The organism is Paraoerskovia sediminicola, assembly GCF_030296575.1.
In the GTDB taxonomy this organism is placed as follows: Bacteria; Actinomycetota; Actinomycetes; order Actinomycetales; family Cellulomonadaceae; genus Paraoerskovia; species Paraoerskovia sediminicola.
Genome location: NZ_AP027729.1, coordinates 1,753,394 through 1,772,912, shown reverse-complemented (window position 1 = coordinate 1,772,912; position 19,519 = coordinate 1,753,394). Strand labels below are relative to the sequence as shown.

11 protein-coding genes, 2 rRNA genes and 5 pseudogenes are annotated in these 19,519 nt (G+C 69.5%); 9 read left to right on the top strand and 9 right to left on the bottom strand.

Going from position 1 to position 19,519, the window contains the following annotated elements:
- Nucleotides 1–28 precede the first annotated feature (28 nt).
- Nucleotides 29–2,917: a respiratory nitrate reductase subunit gamma gene (narI, locus tag QUE47_RS17185; RefSeq protein WP_286216886.1), complete on the top strand. Its 2,889-nt coding sequence runs from the start codon at nucleotides 29–31 to the stop codon at nucleotides 2,915–2,917.
- A gap of 37 nt (nucleotides 2,918–2,954) precedes the next feature.
- Here the strand turns inward: narI and QUE47_RS17380 are convergent.
- Nucleotides 2,955–3,137 (bottom strand): annotated as a pseudogene (locus QUE47_RS17380) (molybdopterin-binding protein); the annotation flags it as partial.
- A gap of 231 nt (nucleotides 3,138–3,368) precedes the next feature.
- On the opposite strand from QUE47_RS17380, the gene QUE47_RS08250 reads away from it, so the two are divergent.
- The 5 genes and pseudogenes from QUE47_RS08250 to QUE47_RS08230 all read left to right on the top strand — a co-directional run bounded on the left by QUE47_RS08250 (nucleotide 3,369) and on the right by QUE47_RS08230 (nucleotide 7,105).
- Nucleotides 3,369–3,785, top strand: a complete 417-nt coding sequence (locus QUE47_RS08250; RefSeq protein WP_286216885.1) for a TOBE domain-containing protein — start codon at nucleotides 3,369–3,371, stop codon at nucleotides 3,783–3,785.
- A complete protein-coding gene (gene modA / locus QUE47_RS08245; protein WP_286216884.1) occupies nucleotides 3,782–4,657 on the top strand; it encodes a molybdate ABC transporter substrate-binding protein in 876 nt (291 codons plus the stop codon). Before QUE47_RS08250 ends, modA begins: the two co-directional genes overlap by 4 nt.
- Nucleotides 4,658–4,668: 11 nt before the next feature.
- Nucleotides 4,669–5,567: pseudogene (locus QUE47_RS08240) on the top strand (ABC transporter permease); the annotation flags it as partial.
- Nucleotides 5,568–5,759: 192 nt separating this feature from the next.
- Nucleotides 5,760–6,283: pseudogene (locus tag QUE47_RS08235) on the top strand (ATP-binding cassette domain-containing protein); the annotation flags it as partial.
- 18 nt (nucleotides 6,284–6,301) lie between these two features.
- Nucleotides 6,302–7,105 (top strand): TOBE domain-containing protein, encoded by an 804-nt coding sequence (locus QUE47_RS08230; RefSeq protein ID WP_286216883.1) that lies wholly within the window; start codon nucleotides 6,302–6,304, stop codon nucleotides 7,103–7,105.
- Nucleotides 7,106–7,222: 117 nt separating this feature from the next.
- Here QUE47_RS08230 and QUE47_RS08225 read toward each other — a convergent pair whose 3' ends face one another.
- The 4 genes and pseudogenes from QUE47_RS08225 to QUE47_RS08210 all read right to left on the bottom strand — a co-directional run bounded on the left by QUE47_RS08225 (nucleotide 7,223) and on the right by QUE47_RS08210 (nucleotide 11,504).
- Complete coding sequence (locus tag QUE47_RS08225) at nucleotides 7,223–8,449, bottom strand: sugar ABC transporter permease (protein ID WP_286216882.1); 1,227 nt, start codon at nucleotides 8,447–8,449, stop codon at nucleotides 7,223–7,225.
- A 5-nt stretch (nucleotides 8,450–8,454) separates the two neighbouring features.
- Nucleotides 8,455–9,239: pseudogene (locus tag QUE47_RS08220) on the bottom strand (ATP-binding cassette domain-containing protein).
- Complete coding sequence (locus QUE47_RS08215) at nucleotides 9,236–10,339, bottom strand: substrate-binding domain-containing protein (RefSeq protein WP_286216881.1); 1,104 nt, start codon at nucleotides 10,337–10,339, stop codon at nucleotides 9,236–9,238. Before QUE47_RS08215 ends, QUE47_RS08220 begins: the two are co-directional and overlap by 4 nt.
- Before the next feature lie 59 nt (nucleotides 10,340–10,398).
- Nucleotides 10,399–11,504 (bottom strand): annotated as a pseudogene (locus QUE47_RS08210) (ROK family transcriptional regulator).
- Nucleotides 11,505–11,857: 353 nt separating this feature from the next.
- On the opposite strand from QUE47_RS08210, the gene QUE47_RS08205 reads away from it, so the two are divergent.
- From QUE47_RS08205 to QUE47_RS08195, 3 genes are all read left to right on the top strand, one after another.
- Nucleotides 11,858–13,159 (top strand): ABC transporter substrate-binding protein, encoded by a 1,302-nt coding sequence (locus QUE47_RS08205; RefSeq protein ID WP_286216880.1) that lies wholly within the window; start codon nucleotides 11,858–11,860, stop codon nucleotides 13,157–13,159.
- A 154-nt stretch (nucleotides 13,160–13,313) separates the two neighbouring features.
- Nucleotides 13,314–14,213, top strand: coding sequence for a carbohydrate ABC transporter permease (locus QUE47_RS08200; RefSeq protein WP_286216879.1), 900 nt, complete (start codon nucleotides 13,314–13,316; stop codon nucleotides 14,211–14,213).
- A complete protein-coding gene (locus tag QUE47_RS08195) occupies nucleotides 14,213–15,115 on the top strand; it encodes a carbohydrate ABC transporter permease (protein WP_286216878.1) in 903 nt (300 codons plus the stop codon). Before QUE47_RS08200 ends, QUE47_RS08195 begins: the two co-directional genes overlap by 1 nt.
- Nucleotides 15,116–15,283: 168 nt before the next feature.
- On the opposite strand, the gene QUE47_RS08190 is transcribed toward QUE47_RS08195, so the two are convergent.
- From QUE47_RS08190 to QUE47_RS08175, 4 genes are all read right to left on the bottom strand, one after another.
- Nucleotides 15,284–15,493: a hypothetical protein gene (locus tag QUE47_RS08190; RefSeq protein WP_286216877.1), complete on the bottom strand. Its 210-nt coding sequence runs from the start codon at nucleotides 15,491–15,493 to the stop codon at nucleotides 15,284–15,286.
- Nucleotides 15,494–15,627: 134 nt separating this feature from the next.
- Complete coding sequence (locus QUE47_RS08185) at nucleotides 15,628–15,864, bottom strand: hypothetical protein (RefSeq protein ID WP_286216876.1); 237 nt, start codon at nucleotides 15,862–15,864, stop codon at nucleotides 15,628–15,630.
- A gap of 288 nt (nucleotides 15,865–16,152) precedes the next feature.
- A 5S ribosomal RNA gene (gene rrf / locus QUE47_RS08180) occupies nucleotides 16,153–16,269 on the bottom strand.
- Between the two features lie 119 nt (nucleotides 16,270–16,388).
- Nucleotides 16,389–19,495, bottom strand: a 23S ribosomal RNA gene (locus QUE47_RS08175).
- Nucleotides 19,496–19,519 lie beyond the last annotated feature (24 nt).

Sequence of the window (19,519 nt, the reverse complement as noted above, 5' to 3'; positions counted from 1 at the left end):
CCGGCGCCCCGGCTGAGGAGATCCGTCGATGAGCAACACGTTGAACATCCTGCTCTGGGTGGTCGTGCCGTACGTGACGTTCGCCGTGTTCGTCGTGGGGACGTTCTGGCGGTTCCGCTACGACAAGTTCGGGTGGACGACGCGCTCCAGCCAGCTCTACGAGCGGCGTCTGCTGCGCCTGGGCTCGCCCCTGTTCCACCTGGGCCTGCTCATGGTGATCGTGGGCCACCTGGTGGGGCTCGTGATCCCGAAGTCGTGGACCGAGGCCGTCGGGGTCAGCGAGACCGCCTACCACTTCGTCGCGACCTGGATGGGCTCGCTGGGCGCCGTCGCGGTCGTCGTCGGGCTGCTGATCCTCATCTACCGCCGCCGCACCACCGGCCCCGTGTTCCTCGCCACGACGCGTATGGACAAGACGATGTACGTGTTCCTCGCGGCGTCGATCCTGGTGGGCGCGTGGGCGACCATCCAGACGCAGATCATCGCGAGCGGTCACGGGTACGACTACCGCGAGACCATCTCGCCGTGGTTCCGCAGCCTCTGGTACTTCCAGCCCGAGCCGGCCCTCATGGCCGGGGTGCCGCTCGCGTTCAAGCTGCACATCCTCGCCGCGAACGCCCTGTTCATGCTGTGGCCGTTCACGCGGCTCGTGCACGCGTTCTCCGCGCCGGTGCCCTACCTGTTCCGCCCGTTCATCGTGTACCGGTCGCGCGACGCGGCGATCAGCTCGCGCGCGGAGCGCCCGGGTGGGACCCGTCGAGCCGGCCCAAGGTCTGAGCGGCGATCAGCGGTACCGTCTGCGCATGACTGGGACGGGAGTGCCGCCGTGCGCGTGATGGCTCAGATGTCGATGGTGATGAACCTCGACAAGTGCATCGGCTGCCACTCGTGCTCGGTCGCCTGCAAGCAGGCGTACACCGCCCACGAGGGCGCGCGGTACATGTGGTTCAACGACGTCGAGACCCGGCCCGGCCGTGGCTACCCGTACGCGTTCGAGGACCAGGACCGCTGGCAGGGCGGCTGGGAGGTCCGGTCGGGCAGCGAGGGCGGTTCCTCGCGGGCGGCCGCGGCTAGCCACGGCCTGCGCCTGCGCGGCGGTGGTCGGACGGCGCAGCTCGCCCGGCTCTTCGCCCAGCCCCGCATGCCCCTGGTCACCGACTACGACGCCCCGTGGTCCTCCGTGCTGCAGAGCCGGGTCGACGGGCCGACGGTCGAGTCCGCCGGCACCGGGGCGAACGGCCCGAAGCCCGAGCGGCCGGAGCCGGAGCCGGCGGAGTCCGTCGCCGCCGACCCCGTGCTGACCCACATGAGCGAGCACGTGACCGAGGAGTTCGAGCAGGCGTTCAGGTTCTACCTGCCCCGCATCTGCGAGCACTGCCTCAACCCCGCGTGCGTGGCGGCCTGCCCGTCGGGCGCGATGTACAAGCGGGTGGAGGACGGGATCGTCCTCATCGACGACGCGCAATGCCGTGGGTTCCGCGCCTGCGTCCCCGCCTGCCCGTACAAGAAGGTCTATCTCAACCCCGTGACCGGCAAGGCCACGAAGTGCACGCTCTGCGTCGGGCGCATCGAGCAGGGCGAACCGACCCTGTGCTCCGACACGTGCGTCGGCCACCTGCGCTACATCGGCCTGGTCCTCTACGACGCCGACCGCGTGGCCGAGGCCGCGTCGGTCGCCGACGAGAAGGACCTCCTCGACGCGCAGCGGTCGGTGTTCCTCGACCCCGAGGCCCCGGACGTCGTCGCCGCGGCCGCGGCGCAGGGGATCCCGGAGGAGTGGGTCCTCGCAGCACAGATGTCACCGATCTGGGCGCTGATCAGCCGGTTCGAGGTCGCCCTGCCGCTCCACCCCGAGTACCGCACGCTCCCCATGGTCTGGTACGTCCCGCCGGTCTCCCCGGTGGCGGACGTCGTCGCGGCGAGCGGGGCGGACGGCGAGGACTTCGCGACGTTGTCGGCCGCGATCGACCGCCTGGAGGCGCCGGTCGCCTACCTCGCCGAGCTCTTCACCGCGGGGGATCGCGCGGTCGCGGCCCGAGTGCTGCGGCGCCTCGTCGCGGTGCGGACGGCGTTCGCAGGGCCGAGGCCCGCAGCGAAGCCCGCAGCGCGGCCGACGTCGGGAGGCGCCGCTGCACCAGCCGCCTCGTCTGCCGAGTCGACCACGGCGACCACCGGTGCACCGGCTGCACCTGGTGCGCCGACGGAAGCCACGGCGTCCGGCGCCGCTGCACCGGCTGCCCCGCCGGAGCCCGAGAAGCCGGCGCCGCGGGTCCGAGGGGCCCGCGCCCGCGGTGGCGCCCGCTCGAAGGTCGACCCCGAGATCGCCGCTGCCGTCGGCATGAGCGGGCCCGACCTCACGGCGCTCCAGAAGCTGCTCACCAAGGCCGACTACGCGGACCGCCACATCATCCCGCCCGCCTACCGCGAGTCTGCGGCCGCGCTGGAGGAGCTCGGCTGCGAGCTCGACGGCGAGGAGGGCCCGGCATGGGCGGTGCCGGCGCCTCCGGCGGTTCGACACCGACCGCCGCGGTCGCTCCGGGCACCTCGCCCGGCCGGTTCAACCTTCTCGGGTGGACAGGGAAGAACCGTCCGCACGCCCTGTTCCCGCCGCGGTCGTGAGCTCGGCGGGGCTTGCCGAGCATCGGCGGTCCCGCGTCAGTGGTCGGCGCCGTCGAGCTGCGCCACGAGGTGCCCCAGCAGCGGCAGGAGAACGTCGATCCCGTCGCGCACCCCGCCGGTGGACCCGGGCAGGTTGACGACCACGGCACGGGTCCCCGGACCGTCGGGGGCGGAGCCCTCCGTACCGGCCGCACCGGTACCCGCCACATCCGTCCTGCTCGCATCGCTCGCACCGCAGCGTGCGATCCCCGCGAGGCCTCGCGACAGCACGGCGGTCGGCACCTTCTTCGCCCCTTGAGCCGGATCGCCTCCGCGATCCCGGGCAGCTCGGCGATCAGCAGCTCACGCGTGCCTTCTGGGGTCACGTCGCGCGGTGCGACGCCCGTCCCTCCGGTGGTCAGCACGACGCGCGCGCCCGTGCCCAACGCGGAGGTGAGCGCATCGCGCACGGACGCGACGCCGTCCGGCACGACCGTCGACGAGACGGCATAGCCCGCCTCGCGGAGGGCCGCGACCAGGAGCGGACCGGAGCGGTCCTCGGCCTCGCCGCGAGAGCACCGGTCGGAGACGGTGATAACCGTGGCGGGAGGCCCGGCGACCGCGCTCAGCGGGGGACGACACGCAACGACCGGTTCACCCCGTCACGGTATCCGCCTGTGCCCCGACCGGCTCGCTCGGAGCACGGGATGCTGCGGGTGCGGTCTGGACTAGCCCTGCGAATCCTCATCTGCGGCGATAAACTGATGAACATGCCGCATACGCGAACCACGTACCGGGTCTCGGAGGCCGCCGATCTCCTCGGCGTGAGCGACGACACCGTCCGACGCTGGCTCGCCGCGGGCGAGCTCGATGCATCGACCGACGACGCCGGGCGCAAGGTCGTCGACGGCGCCGAGCTCGCGGCGTTCGCCGGCAGCACCGCGCCCGGCGCGCCGGCGGTCGGCTCCGGCCCGACGTCGGCCCGCAACCGGTTCGTCGGGCTCGTCACCGCCGTGACGTCCGACCCGGTGATGTCGCAGGTCGAGATCCTGTCGCGCGGGCATCGCGTGGTCTCCCTCATGAGCACGGAGGCGGTCCGCGAGCTCGGCCTCGCCCCCGGGAGCCTCGCCGTCGCCGTGGTCAAGGCGACGACCGTCATCGTGGAGACCCCGGCGGTGCCGGCATGACCGGCCGCGGCGCGCCGGCACCCGGCAGCCCCACGGCCGGCAGCCCTCGGATCCGCGGGCCCTGGACCGGCAGGCGCTGGACCGGCCCCGTCGCCGCGACGGCTCTCGCGCTCCTGCTCACGGGGTGCTCGACCCCCTCGACCACCACGAGCGAGGGTGCGTCCGGAGTCACGGAGCCCGAGGGCGGCGTCCCGACGACGACGGCGACCCTCGACGTCTCGGCCGCAGCCTCCCTGCGCTCCGTGTTCTCGACGATCGCCGACGAGTTCGAGGCCACCCACGAGGGGGTCGACGTCCGCCTGTCCTTCGCCGGGTCCTCGACGATCGTCGACCAGGTCCTCGCCGGGGCACCCACCGACGTCGTCGCGACCGCGGACGAGGCCACCATGCAGCGCCTCGTCGACGCGGGCGACGCCAACGACCCGCAGCTCTTCGCGAACAACTCGCTCACCGTCGTCGTCCCGCCCGGCAACCCCGGCGACGTGACGTCGCTCGCCGACCTCGAGAGCACGGACCTCAGCACGGTCGTCTGTGCGCCCGAGGTCCCGTGCGGCGCCGCCACCGACGCCGTCGCGGACTCTGCGGGCCTCACGATCCACCGCGTGAGCGAGGAGCCGAGCGTCACCGACGTGCTGGCCAAGGTGGCCTCCGGCGAGGCCGACGCCGGGATCGTCTACGGCACGGACGCAGCCCTCGCCGGCGACTCGGTCGAGGTCGTGGACACGCCCGAGGCCGCCTCGATCGTCAACCATTACCCGATCGCCGCCGTCACGGGCACCGACGACCTCGCACTCGCCGGGGAGTTCGTCGCCGTCGTGACCGGGACCGACGGGCGCGAGGCGTTGCGCGCGGCCGGCTTCGGCACGCCCTGACCGGCCGGACGATGCCCCGGACCAGCACCCCGACGGCGACCGGGACCAGCCGGCCCGCCCGGACCGGCCGCGCGTCCCCTGGGCCGGGACGCGGCTCGCGGCAGCAGGGACTGCCCCGCTGGATCCTCGCGCCCGCGATCCTCGGCGCGCTGTTCGTCGTCGTCCCCGTGGCCGTGATGGCGCTCCAGATCGACCTGGGCGGCACCGGGTCGGACGGCGGAGCCCGCGGCTTCTGGTCGCTCGTCACCTCGCCGTCAGCCTGGGCCGCGCTGAAGCTGTCGCTGACGACCTCCGCCGCGGCGACCGCGCTCTGCGTGCTGCTCGGTGTGCCGATGGCCCTGGTGCTCGCCCGCACGACGTTCCCGGGCCAGCGGCTGGTCCGATCCCTCGTCCTGCTCCCCCTCGTCCTTCCGCCCGTCGTCGGGGGCCTCGCACTGCTCTACACGTTCGGGCGCCGCGGACTGATCGGTCAGCAGCTCGAGGTCGTCGGCATCGAGGTCGCCTTCACGACCGTGGCCGTCGTCATGGCGCAGACCTTCGTCGCGCTGCCGTTCCTCGTCCTGACCCTCGAGGGCGCGCTGCGCACCCACGACACCCGCTACGAGGACGTCGCGGCGACCCTCGGCGCGCGACCCACGACGGTGCTGCGCCGCGTCACGCTCCCCGGGTGCTGCCGGGGCTCGCGAGCGGAGCGGTGCTGGCGTTCGCCCGGGCGCTCGGCGAGTTCGGCGCCACGATCACGTTCGCCGGCGCGCTCCAGGGCGTCACGCAGACCCTGCCGCTGGAGATCTACCTGCAGCGCAGCGTCGACCCGGACGCCGCGATCGCGCTGTCCCTCGTCCTCGTCGTCGTCGCGGTCGCGATCACCGCGACGATCCACGGCGGGTCCCCTCGACGCCGCCGGGAGGCGCCGGCGATCGGCGAGCTCCGCAGCTCCGACAGCACCTCCGGCCACACCCTCGGCAGCGCCCTCGCCTCGGCCGGCGACGCCACCGCCGACAGCGCTCCCGGCAGCACTCCCCGCCGCGAGGTCCCCGCGCCCGGCGATCCGGGACGCGACGGTCCCGCGGACAGCGTTCCCGCGGCGTCCGACCGCAACACTGTGCCCGACGCCCCCGCACCGGCCGCACCCGTCGGCCTCCGCATCCGTGTCCGCCACGCGGCGCGGGACGTCGACGTGGACCTGCAGATCGCTCCGGGCGAGGTCGTCGCGCTGCTCGGCCCGAACGGCGCGGGCAAGTCGACCCTGGCCGACGCTGTCGCCGGGTTGCTCCCGACCCGCCGCGGCGACGAGGTCCTCGTGGAGACCGTGCTGGACGAGACCGTGGTGGACGAGAACGTGCTGGACGGGGCAGTGCTGAAGGAGCGTCCCGCGCCCGCGCCGAGACGTCCCCGCGAGGCGCTCGACCCCCGCCCGCACCGGCGGCGGGTCGCCTGGCTCGGTCAGCGTCCGCTCCTGCTCGACCACCTGGACGTCCGCGACAACGTGGCGTTCGGCCCGCGGGCGCAGGGCGCCGGGCGCACCGGCTCCCGCGCCGCCGCGACGACCGCGCTCGCGGCGGTGGGCGCCGAGCATCTCGCCGGACGCCGCCCCGCGACCCTCTCCGGGGGCAGGCCCAGCGAGTCGCCGTCGCGCGCGCGCTCGTGACCGAGCCGCGCGTCCTCCTGCTCGACGAGCCGTTCGCCGCGCTCGACGTCTCGGTGGCGCAGGAGGTCCGGTCCACGATCCACGCCCTCGCCCGGACGCGTCCTCGGACGACGTTGCTCGTGACCCACGACCTGCTCGACGTCCTCGTCCTGGCCGACCGCGTCGTCGTCCTCGACCAGGGCAGGGTCGTCGAGGACGCCCCGGCGCGCGAGGTCCTGAACCGGCCGAGGTCCGCGTTCGCAGCGCAGCTGGCGGGGGTGAACCTGGTCGAGGGCACCGCCGTGGCGCACGACCGCATCGGCCTCGCCGGGGCCTCGGCCTCTGGCCCAGGCACGGACACGGACACGGGCACAGGCACAGGCACAGGCACAGGCACAGGCACAGGCACAGGCACAGGCACAGTGGCAGGAGCGCACCCGGACGGGAGAGCGGACATGGCCGCGGAAGCGAGAGTCGGCCTAGGCCCAGACCCACGCCCAGGCCCAGGTCTGGAGATCGTCGGCGCGAGCGACGAGACCCTGCCCCTGCCGGTCGGCGCCCGCGCCGTGGCGGCGTTCGAGCCGCGCTCCGTCGCCGTGCACCGCAGCGCCCCCGCGGGGAGCCCGAGGAACTCCGTCCCCGTCCGCGTCGACAGCCTGGAGCGGCACCGCTCGCTCGTCCGGGTCCATGCGGTGTCGCCCGAGGGCGCGCGGCTCGCGGCCGACCTGACCCCGGCCGCCGTCGCCGACCTGGCCCTCGCCCCGGGCGACCGAGCGCTGTTCGTCGTGAAGGCCGCGGAGGTCACGCTCTACGAGGCGTGACGGCCGCGCCGGGCGGGGCTACGCCGTCCGACACCGACGAACACCAGCGGCCCCCGACCGATCACTGACCGATCACTGACCGACGACCGGCCGCCGCCACCGGTGAGCGCCGCCAGGTCAGGACGACCCGCGACCCCGCACCAGCGTGTCGATCGAGACCGCGAGCGCCAGTACCAGGCCGGTGACGATGGACCGCGCGGCGGAGTCGAGGTCGAGCAGCGTGAGCCCGTTGGCGATGGACTGGATGACGAGCACGCCGAGCAGCGCGGACCAGGCGCTGCCGCGACCGCCGAAGAGGCTGGTGCCGCCGATCACGGCGGCCGCGATGGCGGTCAGGAAGATCTCGCCGCCGCCGGTGCTCTGGTTCGCCGCGGCGAGCCGCCCGGCCGCGAGCACCCCGCCGAGAGCGGCGAGACCCGAGCAGGCGACGAACGCCGACACCAGCGTGCGGCGCACCGGGACGCCGGCGAGCAGGGCCGAGCGCCGGTTGCCACCGACCGCACGGACGTAGCGTCCCCAGCGGGTCCGGCGCAGCATGAGGTCGGCGACCGCGACGAGCACCACGAACAGGACCACGCTGTACCCGACGCCGCGGGCCTGGCCCAGGTATCCGACGACGAGCGCGAGGAACGCGGCGACGATCCCTACCCGGACGAGGACCCGGGCCATCGACTCGGCGGGGAGCCCGGCCGCGAGGCGCCGGTGCCGCCGCAGGAGCCTCGACGTCGCGATCCCGGCGACGACGAGCGCCGCGAGGGTCCACGCGACCACGGTCGGCAGGAACCACGACTGGCTGAACAGCACGAGCCACGACTCGAACGGCAGGTTCACGGAGCCCTGCGTGCCCAGCACGCGCCACTGCACGCCGGCGAGCACGAGGAGCCCGGCGAGGGTGAGCACGAAGCTGGGCAACCCGAGCCGGGACACCGCGATCCCGTAGACGAGCCCGACGACCATCCCGATCGCGATCGCGACGACGACCCCGACCGCGAGCGGCCAGCCCAGCGAGACGGAACCGACGGCCACGATCGCCGCGGACAGCCCGCTCACCGAGCCGACGGACAGGTCGATCTGCCCGACGAGCAGGACGATCACGATCCCGAGCGCGATCACCCCCGTCGAGACGCTCTGGAGCGAGAGGTTCACGAGGTTCTCGGGGGTCCAGAAGGTCGGGTTCGCGATGCCGAGCACCACCCAGATCGCCACGAGCGACACGGCGATCGGCAGGAGCGTCAGCTCGCCGTCGCGCATGCGCTGCCAGACGGCCCGCGGGCCGTAGGCCGCGAGCGCCCCGGCATCCGCGCCCGCCCGGGACGGACCTCGCCCACTCGTGGCCCCGACCACCCCGATCACCGTGCGCTCCGATCGTTCGTGCCCGGTGCCGGACGTCGCCCGCGCCGCTCAGGCGCGACGGCGCCGGTCACCGCGGCGAGCAGGTCCTCGGACGTCGTGGCGTCCGCGTCGTAGACCCCCGTCACCCGGCCGAGACGCAGGACGACGATCCGGTCGGCGACGGCCTGGACGTCGGCGATCGAGTGGCTCACGAGGACCACGGAGTGACCCCGGGAACGCAGCCGCTCGATCAGGGTCAGGACCTGCGCCGTCTGGCGGATCCCGAGGGCGACCGTCGGCTCGTCGAGCACGACCACCCGGGGGTCGCCGAGCAGGGCGCGGGCGATCGCCACGGTGCGCCGCTGCCCCCGGAGAGCGCGGAGACCGGCACGCGGACGCTCGGCACGCGGGCCGCGAGCTGGTCGAGCAGCTCCCACGCCTGGCGCTCCATGGCGACCTCGTCGAGGAACGGGCCGCCGGTGCGCTCGTGCGCGAGGAAGAGGTTCTCGACGACGTCGAGGTTGTCGCACAGCGCGAGCTCCTGGAACACGGCGGCGATGCCCTTCTGCCGTGCGGCCGCGGGCGAGGCGAAGCGCGCCGGCTCGCCGTCGACCAGCAACGTGCCCTCGTCGGGGGTGTGGACCCCGGCGAGGACCCCAGCGAGGGTCGACTTCCCGGCGCCGTTGTCACCGACGACGGCGACGACCTCGTGGGGGTGCACCTCGAGGTCGACGTCGACGAGTGCCTGGGCGGCGCCGAAGTACTTCGACACCCCGGCGAGGGTGAGCACGGGCGCGCTCATGAGGGGTCCTCCTCGGTGAGGCCGAGCGCCGCGCAGGCCTCGGCGTACGGGGTCGTGCAGATCTCGTCGACCGTGTGGACGCGCCCCTGGACGATCACCCGCTCGACGTCCTCGGCCACGATGGCCGTCGGCGCCAGGAGGAACGCCTTGACGGAGCCGATCCGTGCGGGGGCGAGGGCGTCCTCGCCCCGCAGCACGCGAACGGCGAGCTCCGCGGCGGTGCGGGCCTGCTGGTCGGTCGCCTTGGCCACCGTCATGAGCTGGTCCCCGGCGACGATCCGCTGCACTGCGGCGAGCTCGGCGTCCTGCCCGGTCGTGGGCGGGACGGGGTCCATCCCGGCCGCCTTCATCGCGGCGATCGCCCCGCCGGCGGTCCCGTCGTTGGCGGCGTAGACCGCGTCGACCCGACCGGCGAACTGGGTGAGCTGGCCCTCGACCCAGCTCTGCGCCTTGTCGGGGCTCCAGTCCGGCGTGTCGTACTCGGCGAGGATCTCGACGTCGGCCGAGTCCAGCGCGCGGTGCACGCCGGACTTGAGCCGGGTGGAGTTCGGGTCGGTCGGGGACCCGTGGACGAGGAGCACCCCGTGGGGGTCGCCGTCGGCCCGGGGCGGCGATGCGGCGAGGGCCGTGCGCAGCGTCAGGCCTTGCTGGTAGCCGATCTGCTCGCTGTCGAACGACACGTAGTAGTCCACGCGCTCGTCGTCGATGAAGCGGTCGTAGGCGATCACGGGGACGTCGTGCCGTTCGGCGTCCGCGACGATGCTCTTCGCCGCGACGGTGTCGACGGCATCGATCACGAGCACGTCGGCTCCGCGCGAGATCATCGACTCGGCCTGCTCCTGCTGCGTCGCGGCGTCCTGGTCGGCGTTCGCGTACAGCACCGTGCAGGTCGGGCACCGCAGCGCGGTGACCTCCTCGAACGTCGGCCGGTCGCTCGTCTCGTAGCGGGCCGTCTGCGCCTCGGGCAGCAGCAGCGCGATGGTGCCCTCGCCGTCCGCCACGTCGTCCTGCGCGCAACCGCCGAGGAGCGGGAGGGCGATGACGAGCGCGGCGAGCGCGGCCGGGGCCGTGCGGCCGCGTCCTGTCACAGGACCTGTCATCGGCCTCGTCCTCGGGCCTGTCGTCGGTCTCATGCTCCACCTCATCGCCGGCCTCGTCGTCATACCGTCACCCCCAGTGCACCGTTCGCCCGGGCGAGGTCGAGGGCGACCGACAGCGCTCCGCGGCACTCCGCCCAGGCTCCGAGCGCGGCGGGGACCACCGCGGGCGGGCCCTGCGCGCTGGGCAGGGTCCGCTGCTCGAGGGCGGTGCGCATGGGACCGAGCAGGATCTCTCCGGCCTCGGCGAGCTGCCCGCCCACGACGACGATCTCCGGGTCGACCAGGTTGCACAGGTTCGCGGTGGCCACACCCAGGTACTGCCCCGCGTCGTAGAGGACGCGCCGGCAGCCCGGGTCCCCCTGTTCCGCCTGCGTGATGATGTCCGCGAGCGACATGTGCCCGTGCCCCGCCAGCATGCCCAGCAGGACGGTCGACCCGACGAAGGTCTCGAGGCAACCGCGGTTGCCGCACCGGCAGATCGGTCCGTTCTCGTCGATGGTCACGTGCCCGAGCTCCCCGGCCGCACCCCGCGCCCGTGGAGCAGCCGCCCGCCGAGGACGATCCCCGCGCCCACCCCGTGCGAGACGCGGACGTAGGCGACGGGGTCGTGGCCGGCTCCGGCGCCGAGTCGTGACTCCGCGAGCGCACCGAGGTTCGCGTCGTTGTCGACCGTCACCGGCACGCCGAGCGCCGCCGCGAACTCGGTGCCGACCTCGGCGCCGTCCCACCCGCGCAGGAGCCCGTTGCTCGAGACCGTCCCGGTGCGGACGTCCACCGGTGCCGGGACGCCGACACCGACCGCCAGGAGCTCCCCTGCCGCGGCCTCGACCGACGCCGCCATCTCTTCGATCAGCATCACCGCGCGACGGATGCCGGCGTCGGCGCGGTGGTCGGGGGCGAGCGGCATGCGCTCCTCGCCGATGACCCGCAGGGACGCGTCCGCGAGCGAGACACGCATGGACCGGGCACCGAAGTGGACCCCGGCGACCAGTCCGAGGCTGCGGGCGAGGGTGACGAGCTGGGCTCGCCGACCCGATCGGGTGGACGGCGCGGTACTGAGGACGCCGGACGCCGTCAGCTCCTTGACGATGTTCGAGACGGTCGCCGGAGAAAGGCCCGTGGTACCGGCGAGCTCGACCTGCGTCAGTGAGCCTCGCTGCTGCACGGCGCCTACGATCCTCGCCCGGTTCGCCTCGCGGAGCGACGTCTGCGAACCGGGTGTCACCCGGTCGGTACGCACGCGCTCACGATACACAGGTTGAACTCACCGCTACAGCGTGTGGTACGTCTTGCACGCTCCCCACGCGCGCACCCCACCGTTGAGTACGGGATGTAACGCAATGGTCACGATCCATCGGGTCTTGTCTTCACTTCTTGACACCAAGGCTTCACGGACGTTGTATTGCTCTCGGGTGATCGGGGCGCGCAGAGGCGTCCGGCCGCTCGTGCAGCAGGCGGCGAAACAGCCGGCGCACGACGGTTCCCACCACACGGCAACGAAGGCGTAGGGATACAGCGATGCGCATCAACACACGACTCTCCGCGGCCGTCGCGGGGGTGGCGGTCCTCGGACTCAGCCTCGCGGCATGCAGCAGCGACGACTCCGGCTCGGACTCCGGCTCCGGCGAGGCAGGCGGCTCGGGCGGCGACGCGAGCCAGGTCGAGGTCTTCACCTGGTGGGCCTCCGGCTCCGAGAAGGCCGGCCTCGACGCCCTCGTGGGCGTCTTCAACGAGCAGAACCCGGACACCGAGTTCGTCAACGGTGCGGTGGCAGGTGGCGCAGGGTCCGCGGCCAAGGACCTGCTCCAGTCCCGGCTGCAGACCAACGACCCGCCGGACACGTTCCAGGCGCACGCGGGCGCCGAGCTCCAGGACTACATCAGCGCGGGCCAGATCGAGGACGTCAGCGACCTCTACGACGAGTTCGGCCTCCGCGACGCGTTCCCGGCCGACCTGATCGAGCGCCTGACGGTCGACGACAAGATCTACTCCGTCCCGTCGAACATCCACCGCGCGAACGTCGTGTGGGCCAACCCGACCGTGCTCTCCGACGCCGGCCTCGACCCCGAGGCGACGTACGAGAGCATGGGCGACTGGTTCGACGCGCTCGACGCGGTCAAGGACTCGGGCAAGACGGCTCTCTCCGTCGCGACGACCTGGACGCAGGTCAACCTGCTCGAGACCGTCCTCCTCTCGGACCTCGGCCCCGACGGCTACAGCGGCCTGTGGGACGGCACGACCGACTGGGCGGGCGCGGACGTGACCCAGGCTCTCGAGGACTTCGAGAAGCTCATGAGCTACACCAACACGGACCGTGACGGTCTCGACTGGCCGGACGCGACCCAGCAGGTCATCGACGGCCAGGCCGGGTTCAACGTCATGGGCGACTGGGCGGAGGCCGCCTTCGAGGAGGCCGGCTCCGAGGCCGGGACCGACTACGTCTACTTCCCGGTGCCCGGCACCGACGGGATGTTCGACTTCCTCGCCGACTCCTTCACCCTCCCGGTCGGGGCCCCGCACCCCGGCGGCGCCAAGAACTGGCTCGAGACCGTCGGCTCCGCCGAGGGCCAGGCCGCGTTCAACAAGGCCAAGGGCTCGATCCCGGCGAACACGGACGCCGACACGTCGGACTTCAGCGACTACCAGCAGACGGCCATCGAGTCGTTCGGGCAGGACACCATCGTGTCGTCGCTCGCCCACGGCGCGGCCGTGCCGGTCGCCACGCTGAACGCGATCTCCGACGCGACCAGCAAGTTCACGACCGGTGCCTCCGACATCGCGACGTACCAGTCCGACCTCGGAGCAGCTGTCAACGGCTGATCCGCCGCCGATCACCCCTGGCGGGACCCGTCGAGAGCACTCGGTCGGGTCCCGCCGGACCGTCCGGCCACCGCGCGCCGGCCACACCCGCGGCAATCGCCCGCGGACCATCACCCGTGGCACGCAACCCCCGGCTGCCGGGAGGAAAGGCACCATGAAGCATCGATTCCGACGGCTGGGGCCGCCGCTGCTGCTCCTCGCCCCCTCGCTGATCCTCATGGCCGTGTTCGTCTACGGCCTGATCGCGGCGAACTTCACGACCTCGATCACCGACAACCACACCGCGGCCCAGGCCACCGGCGTCGAACCGACCAGCACCGTCTGGTTCGAGAACTACACGACGCTCCTGGCGAGCGACGACTTCCAGCACTCGCTGATGAACCTCCTGCTGTACACGGTCGTCTTCCTGGTCGGCACGCTCGCGATCGGCTTCGTGTGGGCATGGCTGCTCGACAAGCCCATCAAGGGCGAAGGCATCTTCCGCTCGATCTACCTCTTCCCGATGGCCGTCTCGTTCGTCGCCTCGGGCGTCGTCTGGCGCTGGCTGCTGAACTCGAACCAGGGCGAGAACGCGAGCGGCCTGAACCGGCTGTTCCAGATCATGGGCCTGGACTTCCTGCAGAACAACTGGTGGAACAACGTCACCTTCGGCATCATCGCCATCGCGATCCCGGCGATCTGGCAGCTCTCCGGCTACGTCATGGCCCTGTTCCTCGCCGGGTTCCGTGGGATCCCCGACGAGCTGCGCGAGGCCGGCCGCATGGACGGCGCGAGCGAGTGGAAGGTCTACCGCTACGTCCTGTTCCCGCAGCTGACGCCGATCATGCTCTCGGCGCTCGTGATCATCGGTCACATGTCGCTCAAGTCGTTCGACCTCATCATGTCGATCTCCAAGCCGGCGAACTACCAGACCAAGGTCCCCGCGGTGGACATGTACGTCGCCAAGTCCAGCTTCGACTACGCGACCGCCGCGGCGATCGGCACGATCCTCCTCGTCATCGTGGCGGTCGTCGTCGTCCCGTACCTGGTCAAGACGAACCGTCAGGAGAAGTGATGTCGACGACCGTCAGCACCCCCGTACCCCCGAAGGACGCGACCGGTCAGCCGGTCCGGCTGCGCCAGGACAAGGGCCGCGAGCGCTTCGGCCTCGCCCGGACCCTGCGCTACGTCGCGCTGGTCCTCGGCATCATGGTCGTCCTCGTCCCGGTCTACGTCCTGTTCATCACGAGCTTCAAGGGCGCCGGTGACGCGTCACCCACGCGAGCGTGGAACCTGCCCGAGACCTGGACCATGCAGAACTGGCAGGACGCCTGGACGGCGCTCTCGCCGGCCCTGTGGCGCACCTTCCAGATGGTCATCCCCGCGTCGATCATCGCGGCATTCCTCGGGTCGCTCAACGGGTTCGTCCTGGCCCGATGGAGCTTCCGGGGAGCGAACCTGGTCTTCACCCTGATCCTGTTCGGGATGTTCATCCCCTACCAGGCGGTGATGATCCCGCTCCTGCAGATCTTCCTCGACGCGAACATCCCGAGCGGCGTCCCGTCGCTGATCCTGCTCCACGTCATCTACGGGATCCCGATCACCACGCTCATCTTCCGCAACTACTACATGACGATCCCGCACGAGCTCGTCGAGGCGTCGCGCGTCGACGGGGCCGGCATGCTGCGGACCTACTGGTCCGTGATCCTGCCGATCTCGGTACCGAGCTTCGTGGTCGTCCTGATCTGGCAGTTCACGTCGGCCTGGAACGACTTCCTGTTCGCCGTGTTCTTCTCGAGCAGCCAGAACGGCCCGGTCACCCTCGCGCTCAACAACCTCGCGAACGGTGCCATGCTCCAGAACTACGGGGTCTCCATGGCAGGCGCCCTGTTCGCCTCGTTGCCGACGCTCGTCGTCTACATCATCCTCGGCAAGTACTTCGTCGGTGGGCTGATGTCGGGCTCGGTGAAGGGCTGACCGTAGGGCAGCAATCACGGTAGGGCGGCGTCGGACGGCGTAGCTCGCCGGACATGACGAAGGGGCGTCGGGCTTGTGCCCGACGCCCCTTCGTCGTTGGTGTCCGAGGTGGCCCGGCCGATCGCCACCCATCCAGACCGTCACCGGCCTCCCTGCCGGCTCGGTCTGTCAGCTCGCCGGCGCGGTCCGCGGCGTCACGACGCCCTCGACGATGTCGACGGAGCCGGGGTTCGTGGACACCTGGACGTTGGTCGACGACCCGAGCACCGAGCCCATGGCACCGCCGACGCTGAACAGCGCCAGGCAGAGGAGGAGGGTCGTGGCCCAGAAGACGCCGTAGCGTCCAGCGGTCCGGTCGTTCGTCGTTGCAGCAGCCACGTGGCACGTCATTTCTCGGGGTTCGAACTGGTTCGACACCACGCTGTGCTGTAGCTCCATCGTACGTGGCGCGCCCCCGAGACGACGGGTCGACCAGCTGTGACGTCGGCCGTCGAGCTGGCCCCACGGACCGCTCAGTCGGTACCCGTACCGGACGCCGCGTCCTCGGCGGGGGCCGGCGTGACCATCGAGCCGTGTGCGACATTCACGTGGCCAGGGTTCGACATCACCTGGTCGTTCGTCGACGAGCCCAGGACGGAACCCATGTAGCCCCCCGCGCTGAACAGTGCGACGCACATCAGGAGCAGGACGACCCAGAACGCCCCGTACCCGGCGACCTTCGTTCCGTCAACAGCCTTTGCTCGTGCCATGTGCTCCACCCCAGCTCGCGGTGCGGACGGGTTCCGCGCCTTCTGGTGATGAGACGCCCCAGGCGCCGACCTATGACTCGATAATCGATGTGATCCGAAACACCGCGGAGGCGGCCCCGCCTCACGCGACCACCAGGTGACAAGGCCCGCGACCTCGCGCCGGCACACCTGCACTCGTCGGCGCGTGCACCCTGGCGCGTGTGCACACGGGGGCGGACGCTCGGGTGCAGGTCCTCGCAGAAATGCCGAAGACCCACCCCGGGTGGGGTGGGTCTTCGGTGAATGGTTGTCCGGCGGCGTCCTACTCTCCCACCCCGTTCCCAGGGCAGTACCATCGGCGCTGAAGGGCTTAGCTTCCGGGTTCGGAATGGGACCGGGCGTTTCCCCTTCGCTGTGACCGCCGTAACTTTATCGAGTTGTCGGGTTCCCCCTGTTTTCACACTGCACCTGTGGGGTGTGGTGTGGGGGGTGGTGCCCGTTTCTCGGGAACCGCACAGTGGACGCGTGCATAGCAATGTTTGTTGGTTGTGAAGTTGTCGGCTGATTAGTACCGGTCAGCTGCGACAGTCGTTAGTCCTGTCTTCCACGTCCGGCCTATCGACCCAGTAGTCTTCTGGGTGCCTTCCACCCGCGAGGGGTGTGGAAACCTCATCTTGAAGCAGGCTTCCCGCTTAGATGCTTTCAGCGGTTATCCCTTCCGAACGTAGCCAACCAGCGGTGCTCCTGGCGGAACAACTGGCACACCAGAGGTTCGTCCGTCCCGGTCCTCTCGTACTAGGGACAGCCCTTCTCAAGTTTCCTGCGCGCGCAGCGGATAGGGACCGAACTGTCTCACGACGTTCTAAACCCAGCTCGCGTACCGCTTTAATGGGCGAACAGCCCAACCCTTGGGACCTACTCCAGCCCCAGGATGCGACGAGCCGACATCGAGGTGCCAAACCATGCCGTCGATATGGACTCTTGGGCAAGATCAGCCTGTTATCCCCGGGGTACCTTTTATCCGTTGAGCGACGGCGCTTCCACAAGCCACCGCCGGATCACTAGTTCCGACTTTCGTCCCTGCTCGACCTGTCAGTCTCACAGTCAAGCTCCCTTGTGCACTTGCACTCGACACCTGATTGCCAACCAGGCTGAGGGAACCTTTGAGCGCCTCCGTTACATTTTTGGAGGCAACCGCCCCAGTTAAACTACCCACCAGACACTGTCCCTGATCCGGATCACGGACCGAGGTTAGGAATCCAGAGCGACCAGAGTGGTATTTCAACGTTGACTCCACACACGCTGGCGCGTGCGCTTCACAGTCTCCCACCTATCCTACACAAGCCGCACCGAACACCAATATCAAGCTATAGTAAAGGTCCCGGGGTCTTTCCGTCCTGCTGCGCGTAACGAGCATCTTTACTCGTACTGCAATTTCGCCGAGTTCACGGTTGAGACAGCGGAGAAGTCGTTACGCCATTCGTGCAGGTCGGAACTTACCCGACAAGGAATTTCGCTACCTTAGGATGGTTATAGTTACCACCGCCGTTTACTGGGGCTTAAATTCTGAGCTTCGCCTTGCGGCTGACCCGTCCTCTTAACCTTCCAGCACCGGGCAGGCGTCAGTCCGTATACATCGACTTGCGTCTTAGCACGGACCTGTGTTTTTAGTAAACAGTCGCTTCTCCCTGGTCTCTGCGGCCGTCCACGCTTCCCCAGCAAGTGGGTTCACGCTTTCGGCCCCCTTCTCCCGAAGTTACGGGGGCATTTTGCCGAGTTCCTTAACCGTGATTCGCTCGATCGCCTTAGTATTCTCTACCTGATCACCTGAGTCGGTTTGGGGTACGGGCGGCTAGAACCTCGCGTCGAAGCTTTTCTTGGCAGCATAGGATCACCGCGTTCCCACATACGTGGTCACTGTCAGCTCTCAGGATATGTGTCGGGCGGATTTGCCTACCCGACTCCCTACGGCCTTAGACGTGGTCTACCATCGCCACGTGCGGCTGCCTTCCTGCGTCACTCCTGTTAATACGCTTACCTACTACCGGTTCGGGTCCCACGCTCCCTGCCACGGTGATCCCCGAAGGGATCGGTGCGGCAGTTCGGATGGTTAGCATCACCGGGCTCGGTATGGGCGGTTCTTCGCCGGTAGGAGAATATCAACTCCTTGTCCATCGACTACGCCTGTCGGCCTCGCCTTAGGTCCCGACTTACCCAGGGCGGATTAGCCTGGCCCTGGAACCCTTGATCATTCGGCGGACGGGTTTCTCACCCGTCTTTCGCTACTCATGCCTGCATTCTCACTCGTGTAGGCTCCACCGCTGGATTCCTCCGCGACTTCACTGCCCACACGACGCTCCCCTACCCATCCGCACGCCTGGACCACGAAGGCCTAGCGTTTGTGCGAATGCCACAGCTTCGGCGGTGTACTTGAGCCCCGCTACATTGTCGGCGCGGAATCACTTGACCAGTGAGCTATTACGCACTCTTTCAAGGGTGGCTGCTTCTAAGCCAACCTCCTGGTTGTCTGTGCAACTCCACATCCTTTCCCACTTAGCACACGCTTAGGGGCCTTAGCTGGTGGTCTGGGCTGTTTCCCTCTCGACTACGGAGCTTATCCCCCGCAGTCTCACTGCCACGTTCTCACTTACCGGCATTCGGAGTTTGGCTGACGTCAGTAACCTGTTGGGGCCCATTAGCCATCCAGTAGCTCTACCTCCGGTAAGAAACACGTGACGCTGCACCTAAATGCATTTCGGGGAGAACCAGCTATCACGAAGTTTGATTGGCCTTTCACCCCTAACCACAGGTCATCCCCTCGGTTTTCAACCCAAGTGGGTTCGGTCCTCCACGCGGTCTTACCCACGCTTCAACCTGCCCATGGCTAGATCACTTCGCTTCGGGTCTAGACCCAGCGACTCATACGCCCTGTTCGGACTCGCTTTCGCTACGGCTTCCCCACACGGGTTAACCTCGCCACTGAGCACTAACTCGCAGGCTCATTCTTCAAAAGGCACGCTGTCACCCCTGCTAAGGAGGCTCCAACGGATTGTAGGCACACGGTTTCAGGTACTATTTCACTCCCCTCCCGGGGTACTTTTCACCTTTCCCTCACGGTACTGGTCCGCTATCGGTCACTAGGTAGTATTTAGGCTTATCAAGTGGTCTTGACGGATTCACACGGGATTTCTCGGGCCCCGTGCTACTTGGGATCCCTTCCAGGAGGCCACGCCATTTCGTCTACGGGGGTCACACCCTCTGTGCCGGGCCTTTCAATGCCCTTCGACTATGACACGACTTTCTTACTCCTTGCCCGGATGTCAGTCCGGGCCGGAAGGTCCCACTACCCCGCACATGCAACGCCTGACAGCTTTAACACATGCACGGTTTGGCCTGATCCGCTTTCGCTCGCCACTACTCACGGAATATCTCTTCCTGTCGGTACTGAGATGTTTCACTTCCCGACGTTCCCTCCACACACCCTATATATTCAGGTGCGGGTCACCACACATGACTGTGGCGGGGTTCCCCCATTCGGACATCCTCGGATCACGGTTCGTTTGCCAACTCCCCGAGGCTTATCGCAGGCTACAACGTCCTTCTTCGGCTCCTAGTGCCAAGGCATCCACCCTGTGCCCTTAAAAACTTCACAAAACATAAAACACAAAATTGCAGA